Here is a 10,097-nt window from a genome sequence, read left to right on the forward strand (position 1 = left end):
AAATGTTAAAAATTAATGAATTGAATTCATATCTTCAAAGTAAAGGAGTACCAGAAGATAGTTACTCAATCAATGAAGTAAATGATGAATCATTATGTATTATTGAAGAAAATAAAAAATGGCATATATTCTATTCTGAAAGAGGATTGAGAACCGAAGAATATTGTTACCAAGATGAACATTTGGCAATTCTATATTATATAAATCGGTTATCAAAAATGTTAAAATTTTCTTTTGAATGAAAAAAAGTAAACCGTCAACAAATCCGTTACTTCCACTGCGACCAAATCGGCATCCCAAGAGAGATGGCCGATAAGAACTGCAATCTGGTTTAGTTTGGGGATTATTACGGTTGGGTTGGAAAGTGGAGACAATTTATATGGTTTTGGACTGAATACGAAGGCGTGGGTGAACCCATTAGGCCTTGCTTCAAAAACAACTACAAAAATGCAACCATATAGATTTTCGGATGTTAGCGTAAAAGGAACTCATGTTGATATTTTTGTAGGAAATAAAAAAGTAACAGAAGCCCTTTTAACCTTAGATGATAAACGAGGATTAGTATGGAAACGTTTTGGTGATATGAAAAGTACTACTTCCAAAGAATTGAAAGCTGCTGATAAATTAATTTCTGAACTGAAAGACAACTCACAAATTATGTCATTAGCAAAAGATCATCTTAAAAAGACTCTGACTGATTTTGAAGGTGATTTAAATGACCCAAAAAGTACACTAGAAGTAAGGATATAGCTAAAAGAGAAATTGAAAAATTTAGGAAAATGTTAATGAGGTAATTATGGATATCACATCATTCTTAAAAACAGGTAGATTTAAAGATTTGTCTGTAGGTATGTCATATAGTAATTTTCAAAAGTTGAAACAATTCAAACATTCATCTAAATGGTTATACGATGACGATAATATAGAAAGTGCTTTTTCTATTTTTTGGAAGGGATTAGAAATTGGTTTTAGGGATGAAGTTATTTATTTACTATCAATAGATCCTTATTTTAAAGGTGTAACTATTGCTAAAAAATATAAAATTAATAGGAAATTAACTATTGAAAAGTTTGTAAAATATTTGTTTTTGGCCGATATTAAATGGGAATTTGTATCAAGGGAAGAGTGGGAACATGAGTGTGAGATAAAAACAGAAGGAGGAGTTTCTATTATTTTCACATTTGAATTAGATGGTGTAAGTATCTCTAAATTTTCAGTCTCATAAAAATAAACGTGATTAGGCCGAGCCTTCCCCGTAAGGTCCCCTTTTTTCAAATACAGAAAAAGCTAAAATCTACATCTTTCAACTATTTAGACGTTTTATATTGCTTATTAATTTATGCAAAACTAACAACAAGCGTAGGTCTGGTCTAGCAAGTCGCAGCCTACACAAAACCTTCAGTTCTGACGTAGGATATGTACGGTACGCACGTGGTTTCGCCTGTCTAAATCATATCAACGAATACGGAGAAAACAGCCAACAAACCCACTACTTCCACTACGACCGAAATCTGATTATGGTCATAATTGACATAGAAAATTTACATTTATTATCGTTTAACTTTATTGAGGAGGTGTATGCTATGAATTTAGATGCAGTTAACCCAGAATTAGAATCAAAAATTAATGATTTAGTTTGCGAAACTTATAATAAATCTTTTTTGGAACAAGAAAAATTACTAAAAGAAGCATTTGAGCTAATACCCAAGCCAGTAACTCAATGGGCGCATCCAACTACAATGGTTGCGATTGCCTTATTCGACTTATATTATAAAAATCAGAAATATGAACAGGCTGAAGAATGGCTGATTATTGCTTTAAGTGTTGCTGATTTAGGAACAACTAATGCAGGAACATACCTATTAGGCGGTCTTTTTTATTATGATATTGAAAAATATGATGATGCTTATAAATATTTCGATATTGCTTATAATGATGCCGGGTATTATCCATTTAGCATAGAAGACAAAAAATATTGGCAATTTTATAAGCAACGTAAAGAAGAATTAAATCCTAAGAAAAAAACCAAAAAGTAAGATTCGATATTTTCAGATGACCTCACTATCTTCTTTGAGGTCGTCTGAAATGTTTGTTCTTTAACTATACGGGCTGGGGTCGTCTGAAAGAAGAAACAAGAGTAACGGATAGCGCACACCAGCCGTGCTGCCTGTAAAACCAATACTTCGATGACGAGATGGGGCTACCAAAGACAACATCTTATTCCATGGTCGCTTAGAAATCATCTAATGTTTGCACAAAGTGGTAGAAGCATACATGGTGCAACAAATATGATGTATCTGCCTGTGACAACGGGAATGGACCCTTATCCCAAATTGGGGTTACATCGTGGATGAACTACAGAGCATAAACTTTATAATGAAATGGTTGAGCAATGATTAGAAAGATTGGCTACCATTGTTAAAAATAAAAAATGGAGTAAAAAGAAAATCTCAGAAAAAATATTAAACTTGATAAAGAATTAAACAAGATATTTCATAGTGAATGGTTGAAGTCTATATTATTAGATTCTATATTTACTACCACGGGAATTTCATTTGACATATCAGCAGAGTTAAAAAGTACAATTCTTAACTGATCGGTACTTATGATTTAGATTATATATTTTTAGGAATAGAGTATGAGAATAAGGTGTCTATGGAAGAATATCTTATTTTTTATAAGGAACTGATTACCGAGAAGTTTCGAGTTTTAAAATCCTTTGGAAATATTGCTTGGAAAACAAAGGTTTGGTTATCTGAATTGCCATAGTATGTGATACATTTAAATGGTGACCGCTTTATGGGATCGAGAGACTGAAAATAATTGAGGGTTAAGTTGTATAGTTATTTTGTTTCAAATTATGATAGAAATTTTTTATTGAAAATTAATGAGAATGAATTTCAAGATTTTAAGGAATACAATATCTCTTTTAAAAAATATACTAATATTTTTGATTGTTATCGAAATTATAAGAAGTCAGAAGAATTGATAAAAGAATACATTGAGAATATTGACGATAATGACACTCAAAAATTAAATGATATATATCGAGATTGCAAGTATCTATTTATGCAAAATATTATGTTTGGAAGGATATTTATTGACAATATTAAATCGTATTGTAATCAGGAAAACCGCTTTGATTTAAAGAAAGAAGTTTTAAATTTTGAAAAATTAGATGAAATAAAAATGTTAAAATTATTGAGGGATTATGGTCAACATTTCTCCTTACCTTTTAGTAATTTGAGAACTAGCTATAGTCCTAGTCAAGAGAAAACTACAGGTATTGAACCGCTCATTTCAGTTTCAAAATTAAGGAAAAATGTGACTAGTAATACACAGAATAAAATGTATCTTAAGAGCCTAAATGAGGGAGAAATTTCAATAGTAGATTATTTTAAAAACTGGTCTAAATCAATAGATGAACTATTGTTGAAAGTGAAAACTGATTTTTTACTCCTCACTGATTTAAATATTAAACAGTTTGTTTTATCTAAAATTCTCTGTTTTATCGATATGGAGGATTATATACCAGTCGGATTAGCTAAAGCAGAGGAAGTTAAAAATCATATAGGAATCTATCAGCAAATAGAGTTTATTTCATTTGATGAATTAGTACTTTTGCATTTGTTCGGAATAAATAATTAAAAAAGCAGGATTGGTAGTCCTGCGTTTTGTATTCCACAAAAACTAGAAAAGATTATACTATTTCTAGTATTTTTAGGGATGAGAATATTATAGAAAGGAGTTTCATCATTTCATTTTTGTGAAAATTAAATAAGGTTAACTTTTGATATTCTGGTTCGATTTTTGCTTATTTTTTATGAAAGTTTACCTTATTTTAATCAAACTGATTGAAATTAGTTGAAATTTTATTTTTTGAAAACTTATGAAAACGTTGATTTTAAAGAACTTTGAAATTAGATGAAATAAGTGGTGGCCCAACCAGGTCTTAAGAAAGCTCGTAAAGCATCACAATTCTCAAAACGTTAATCAATACGATTATATCAACGTTTCGAAACACTTCATGGTTCACACCATGGAGTGTTTTTTTGATGATTTTTAGCAAAATTCACACCATTACTTTTTAAGATTACGAAAGGCAATTTCTCCAACAGTCATTGGGATTACGTTTGAAGTGTTCACATAAGTCTTAGTTGTAATCGTATCACTATGAGTGAGTGCTTCAGAAATAGCTTCCATAGAGGTTCCAGCCTGTTTAGCGAGTGTAGCTCCTGTATGTCGTAATTTATGAGGGGTTGCATGTGCGAGTTCTGGATGACGACGCTTAACAGATTTCATCTTGTTGTTAAGATAATCAGCATGGAGACAACTGTTTACATTTCCCTTTGTATCAATATACGTAAAAACATACTGTTCAGGAGTTTGCATGATGTTAAATGAAGCCAGTTCAGATTTTTGTTGCTTCTTCCAAGAATTTAACAAGTCGGTAAGTTCTTGTGGAATCGAAAAAATCGTCTTTTTATTCCCTTTAGTTGACTTTCGATTTTTATATCGATCTAAGGCTTGAACCAATTTAATTTGTTGATTTTTGAAATCAATATGTTTCCATTGCAAAGCGTAGCTCTCTGACTTTCTATCTCCTAAAAAGAAGGTAGTATAGAACAATACATAGTCTTTGAATAGAATTTTTTCAGCCTCTAGATCTTTTTCAAAAGCTGTAAACCATGCTTGGAGTTCTTCTTGAGATAGATATAAATCTTCATCTTTTTTAGATTCTTGTAGCTTGATTTTCTTAGTAGCTTTGATACGGCTTATAGTTTTTGATAGGCGATTAGTTTCGATGTACTCTAATTCTTCTGCCCAGTCAAAGATAGAGTTAACGTAGCTCCTGATAACTTTGAAATTTGCATATTCTTCAGCCTTTTGAGTCAATAGATTTAGTACAACTTGCTTATTTTGATTAAGAAAGTCTATTGAATAATTCCCAAGTAAAGGTAAGATGTGTTTTCTAAAAGCAATTTCTGTTCCATCTATAGTTACTTGAGAAGGTGGTTTAGCAGTAGAAGTAGTCTGGCCTGCTTTGTAGAATTCCCACCAAACGTTTTTATAGAAGTCGGAAAAGAGTATAGAACCGCTATTCTCTAATGAAGCAGATCCGCCACTAAGAATTTTATCAATCTTATTTTGAAGTTCTCGTTCGTATCTTTTTGCTTCATTCCTTGATTTGAACCGTTTTTCAATCACTTTCTTATCAATACCTAGCGAAGATTTAACCTCCTCACGAATATAAACACGTAAGCGATAGGTTCCGTTTTTAGTTGTTGTAATAGACATAGTATTCTCCTTTTGAATTGAGCTAGAAAATACCATGGTTACATTATAACAAATGACCATAGAATTTCTATTGCTTTTGTAACCAGCGATTGATTTCTGTTTTGCTAAAGCGAACAGTTTTTCCCACTTTAATGCAAGGCAATCCACGCTTAATCCAGTTGTCTAAAGTATTGTTGGAAATATTCAAATATTCACAAGTTTGCTTTTTATTTAAAAATTGATTGGAATTTTCATTAATATCCAAAAATTTTTCCAGTTCTTTCTTAACAGTATCTGATAGTAGTAATTGAAATTGCCGAATCACTTCGTCTGGAATAAATAAATTCATGAATAGTACCGTTTATTTCTTTCTATTAGATTTAAATTTTATTAGTTTGGATTTTGTTTTTTAAGTCTTCAAGGGTTGAAGACTTAAAAAACAGGAAAACGTTGCTGTATTAATACTTTTTCATTTTTTTAATCAGAATTTATATTAAAAATGTAGATTTATTTTCCAAAGTTTATTAAAAAAAGAATCCAGGAATGAACCTATATCTTTATCCTTGCTTTGAATAATTTCATTAAAAAATGTATCTTTTTTTTCATTTGTAAAACTAGGGATTTTAAAAGAAAGGAGTTCATTATTTTGATTATCCTTGCAGCAACCAAAATCAAGGATAGTAACAAGAGATAGAGTATTTAGCATAAAGCGAAAGAGATATAGTACTTGCCATGTAATCATAATAGAAAGATAATAACTCTCTTTCTTTATATCATTCTTTCTACTTCTTTTAATCAGATTTCTTTTAGTTCTTGCACAGTTTTTTGGCTTTATAAATTTAGATACATCAATAAATAAGAAAATAGATTCATCCAATGTTATTGGATATAAATAATTCATAGCATGATTTAGCTGAGTGTCAAAAAAAATTTTCATATATTCATCTTTACCTTTTTCTTCATACACTTCTTTTAACTTATTTTCAGTATCTCTTACTGAAGTTTGAACCAATATCTTAAAGTTGGACAATCCTTTCTCAATTACACTATATACAAATGAATAGAGCTGATCATTGTGTAGTTTATCTAAGTCAGTAGTCTGGAATTCACTTTTAATTTTTTTTTCATTCAGTGTCATTTCGTATCTATAGATGCGATATTTACGAGATGCGTTTAATTCAATCTGTTTATTATGTTCAGCTTTTGCTGTTTTATCGTAAAGAACATGCAACAAGTTTTCATTTTTTTTACTTGAAAGAATATGATGATCTTTAGAAGTTGAACATTTTGTATAAACTTTTTTATTTACTTGAGATGTATTAGATAAGCTCCTCAATAATAAATTTCTTGTTTGAAAATGAATAATCGCATCAGTAGCAAATGTAAATGCGATTTCCATTTCGTGAACCCTAATAATAGTTGGGATAATCCAAATACCAGTTTGCTGTTTGATTCCTGTTATAACGTTTATTAGTTTCTTTCGTATTGCTGAAATAGAGAGAGTTTCAAAATTTAGACCTCCATGATTCAGCTGGAGTAAGCAATAATTAACAGTATCTCCGCTTTCTTTTTTATAAATTTTTCCAATTTCAAGTTTTCCGAATTCCCTTGATTCGATAATTAAATCTTCTATCTGATTTGAATTGTGAGTAAATTTTTTAACTTCATGAGGATTCTTTTTTTTGAATTCTATCAGTTTTTCAATGTCAACAATTAGATTTTCACCTAAGTTAAAAACCATGCGATCAAACCCCCAGAAGGAATTCATAAAACTAAAACAAGATTGAATTTCTTTCTCATTTAAATGTTTCTGTTCAGTAGAAACTTTAGGCTGCCCTTTCATGATATAACGTTTCCTTTCTACTATTATTTTTGATAGGAATTATGCTAGGAAGTATTAGAGATTGAAAAAAAACAGTTAAATTATTTTAACCGCATTTGTAATTCAATTTACACATTCATTTTTTCGCGTATTAGAAGTATGCCACAAATCTTTCAGAAAACGCCCATTTTTTGAAAAAACAAATTAAAAAATGAAAAAAAATTTTAAAAATAAAAAAAACACTCAATTAAGAGTGCTTCAAAAACGCGTCGTAACAAGGTTTTGAAGAAAAAAAGTAGGTTCTTACCTACTTTAATTTTTTTAATTTAGAACAAGAATGTTAAGAAAGAAATCAATACTTTCAGTACGATATTTTATTGATGTGACAAGGTTTTGAAGGAAAAAGTAAGTTTTTATCTACTTTATTTATTTTTTAAAAAAATTTTTTTATTCTTCATTTAAATTTAGGATGTTGAGAAAAAGATCAATACTTTCAGTACGATTTTTATTTAGTTGAATTTTTTAATTTTAATGAGAGATATATCATAATGTTTGGAAAAAGTTATTTAGTTTGCTTGTGCGATTAACTTATATGCATAGGATTTTTGAAACTCTTCTGGTCGATTGTGTCCGAGAGCACGTGATACAATTAAACAAGCCTTTCGATCAAGGACAACGCCTTTTAATTCCCCTCTTAGATAAACTTTTTCCCTTTTATCCTTGATGTCTTTGGGATCTCGCGCGACAAGAAGATAAAGACGTTTTGCGTATTCAGCACGATATTTATGAGGTTTCAAAGCAGATGGAACTTGAAATACACGCTTTTTACCAGCTAGTTTAAATTCTTCAACAAGCCTCTCTAATTCTTCTTTGTCTCGTGTAATAATCGGAACCCAACGATCTCGTGCTCCTTTTGATTTATGCTTTTTACCAATGATTTTAAGATAGTATCGACCATCTTCACGTTGATGTAGAGAATCACCTGTAATAGCTTTTAATTCATTTTTACGTAACCCAGTGGCAGATACGATTGAGAACCAGCGATTATTTGTTTCTTCAGACATCCTGTCGTCATTAGACTTCAAACGATTATTCTTTTTGTCGGCTCGATATCGAATATCCGTTGCAATAAAAGCGGTAGAAGGTACTCCTAAAACTTTGGCTAATGCTGCTTTGTAGGTTGACTGAGTTGGAGCAGAAAGTCCTAATTTCTTACAATGTTCTAAGTATTGATTTACTAAGTCAATCCATCCCTCAATATTGTTAGATTTTTCAAGAGCTTCTAAATCTTCGGCAGTAGTTATTGAGGCAACAAAGGAAGCAAATCTGCTCCAGGAACCAGCGTAGTTATGAAGAGTTCGGTCGGTATGGATTAAATGAATGTCCTCTCCCGTTTTTTTGGATTCATTTCGCTTGATACCCTTTCCTATTTTAAAGCGCGTGACTAGATTAGTTAGTCCTTTTGATTGGACGAATTGTTTACGGCCTTCGAAAGTAGTTAGAGAATCCATCTGTTGTTTCTTAGCTTTCTCTTTAGCTTTTCGTCGTTCAGAACGACTACGTTTCTTCTTTGCCATAGTTCTTTCCTTTCTATTGTAGATAATGTGCTTATAAAGAAGATCTTAAGAAAATTCTTAAGGTCTTTTTAATTCAAGTTGAAGTAGTGCAGTGACTTAAGCTTATATTCACTGATGTAGTATCTTCCCTTTGCTTAGGGCGCTTCTTAATTGATGGCCAAGAAGATAACCAAGTCATTGTACAACATGACAAGTTGACTCAATTTAAATAAGATGTAGAGTTCCATCTTACAGATAAAAATCTGTTGTTTTTTCTTGTTAGTCTTTTTTCAGGTTTAAATGCTCTGAATTTAGCGACTGAGCTAAGCTAGTTTTTGTATTTGATTTTTAGACTTTTGTTATTTACTTTAGTTTTTATACTTTGATTTTTTACTTTGTTATGATCAAAAAATTTTTTTAAACTGCTGTTGACATTACTTTTATTATCTATACATTTATTTTTTATTGGTAAATGAAATACAAAAATTGGTTCCTGTTATTTACTTTCGTTTTTTACTTTTATTCTTTACTTTGTTACGATCAAAAAATTTTTTTAAACTGCTATTGACATCTTTTTTATTATCTATACATTTATTTTTTTTTAGTTAATGAAATACAAAACTGGTTCTTTCCTAACCCAGCTTAAACCTACTGTTTCCACGATAGCTACCTCCTTTCAAACATAAAAAACGTAGCTATATTAGTTACGTCTCTACTCAATCAATTATCTTGATATTATTAGTATGCCATAAATTTTAAAATAAAAAAATCAGGATAAGTTTTTTTACGTTATTCACTTTTACCTAGTACTGTGTGTTTAGCGTGACTTACACATACGTTCCTGTCAACGCTAAACACACAGAAAAATCAGAATCGTAAAAAAACTGATGGATGAGAGAAAGAGGAAAAACTACAAAAAATTTAATAAGAGAAACAACTTATGTATCGTTTTTCCTTAATTATTTTTTTTTATTTTGAAATTTATGGCATACTATAATTATGATAATACTCAAGGAGGGAACAACTATGTTTCTAAAATATTATTCACTCATTAACTTTATTCTCTATAAAAATCGCAGAGAATTCGAAAACTCATTTGATTGCTACCCCAAAAAGACAGTGTATGAGTTCTATATTAGGGAGTCTACAGGAGGAATGAAAATTAGACAAAAAGAACATAATGCAATTCATGTTAGCCTAGCTTCTAATAAAGGAAGTTATATTACAATTTACTTAAGGAATTTTACGCCAGAGGATTTGGTGGCTGTGATGAATTCATTAATCAAGCAGAAGAAAGAACTTGGATATGAGCGGTTGATTTGCTTGTTATCAGAGCTCAAAAATGATGAACGCTTAAGTTTATTGATGAAGTTATCCTAAAATGAAATAAACACACTGGGACCAAACAAACTGCACCCCAAAAGTTAGACAGAAAAAATCTA

At 30.5% G+C, this 10,097-nt stretch carries 10 protein-coding genes; 6 read left to right on the forward strand and 4 right to left on the reverse strand.

Annotation, left to right across the window (positions count from 1 at the left end; genetic code table 11):
• The first annotated feature begins 2 nt into the window (after window positions 1-2).
• The 5 genes from HMPREF2957_RS08515 (at window position 3) to HMPREF2957_RS08535 (ending at window position 3,648) form a co-directional block, all read left to right on the forward strand.
• Window positions 3-242: a hypothetical protein gene (locus HMPREF2957_RS08515; protein WP_049512646.1), complete on the forward strand. Its 240-nt coding sequence runs from the start codon at window positions 3-5 to the stop codon at window positions 240-242.
• A gap of 94 nt (window positions 243-336) precedes the next feature.
• Window positions 337-750: a hypothetical protein gene (locus HMPREF2957_RS08520; protein WP_070678957.1), complete on the forward strand. Its 414-nt coding sequence runs from the start codon at window positions 337-339 to the stop codon at window positions 748-750.
• 46 nt (window positions 751-796) lie between these two features.
• Complete coding sequence (locus HMPREF2957_RS08525; RefSeq protein WP_049512650.1) at window positions 797-1,225, forward strand: hypothetical protein; 429 nt, start codon at window positions 797-799, stop codon at window positions 1,223-1,225.
• Window positions 1,226-1,583: 358 nt separating this feature from the next.
• Window positions 1,584-2,036, forward strand: a complete 453-nt coding sequence (locus HMPREF2957_RS08530; protein WP_070678959.1) for a hypothetical protein — start codon at window positions 1,584-1,586, stop codon at window positions 2,034-2,036.
• An 841-nt stretch (window positions 2,037-2,877) separates the two neighbouring features.
• Complete coding sequence (locus HMPREF2957_RS08535; RefSeq protein WP_261674154.1) at window positions 2,878-3,648, forward strand: hypothetical protein; 771 nt, start codon at window positions 2,878-2,880, stop codon at window positions 3,646-3,648.
• 432 nt (window positions 3,649-4,080) lie between these two features.
• Here the strand turns inward: HMPREF2957_RS08535 and HMPREF2957_RS08540 are convergent, their stop codons facing one another.
• From HMPREF2957_RS08540 to HMPREF2957_RS08555, 4 genes are all read right to left on the reverse strand, one after another.
• Window positions 4,081-5,298 carry a site-specific integrase gene (locus HMPREF2957_RS08540; protein WP_070678963.1) on the reverse strand — a complete coding sequence of 406 codons (1,218 nt, stop codon included), beginning with the start codon at window positions 5,296-5,298 and terminating at the stop codon, window positions 4,081-4,083.
• Window positions 5,299-5,365: 67 nt separating this feature from the next.
• Window positions 5,366-5,626 (reverse strand): helix-turn-helix domain-containing protein, encoded by a 261-nt coding sequence (locus tag HMPREF2957_RS08545; RefSeq protein ID WP_070678964.1) that lies wholly within the window; start codon window positions 5,624-5,626, stop codon window positions 5,366-5,368.
• 144 nt (window positions 5,627-5,770) lie between these two features.
• Entirely contained in the window at window positions 5,771-7,120 is a 1,350-nt protein-coding gene (locus HMPREF2957_RS08550; protein WP_070678966.1) for a hypothetical protein, read from the reverse strand.
• A 545-nt stretch (window positions 7,121-7,665) separates the two neighbouring features.
• The gene (locus tag HMPREF2957_RS08555; RefSeq protein WP_070678968.1) at window positions 7,666-8,676 is read right to left on the reverse strand and encodes a site-specific integrase; all 1,011 of its coding nucleotides are present in this window, start codon (window positions 8,674-8,676) and stop codon (window positions 7,666-7,668) included.
• Between the two features lie 1,134 nt (window positions 8,677-9,810).
• Here HMPREF2957_RS08555 and HMPREF2957_RS09450 point away from each other — a divergent pair.
• Window positions 9,811-10,035, forward strand: coding sequence for a hypothetical protein (locus tag HMPREF2957_RS09450; protein ID WP_261674155.1), 225 nt, complete (start codon window positions 9,811-9,813; stop codon window positions 10,033-10,035).
• Window positions 10,036-10,097 lie beyond the last annotated feature (62 nt).

Source organism: Streptococcus sp. HMSC062D07 (assembly GCF_001814215.1).
GTDB classification, from domain to species: domain Bacteria; phylum Bacillota; class Bacilli; order Lactobacillales; family Streptococcaceae; genus Streptococcus; species Streptococcus infantis_I.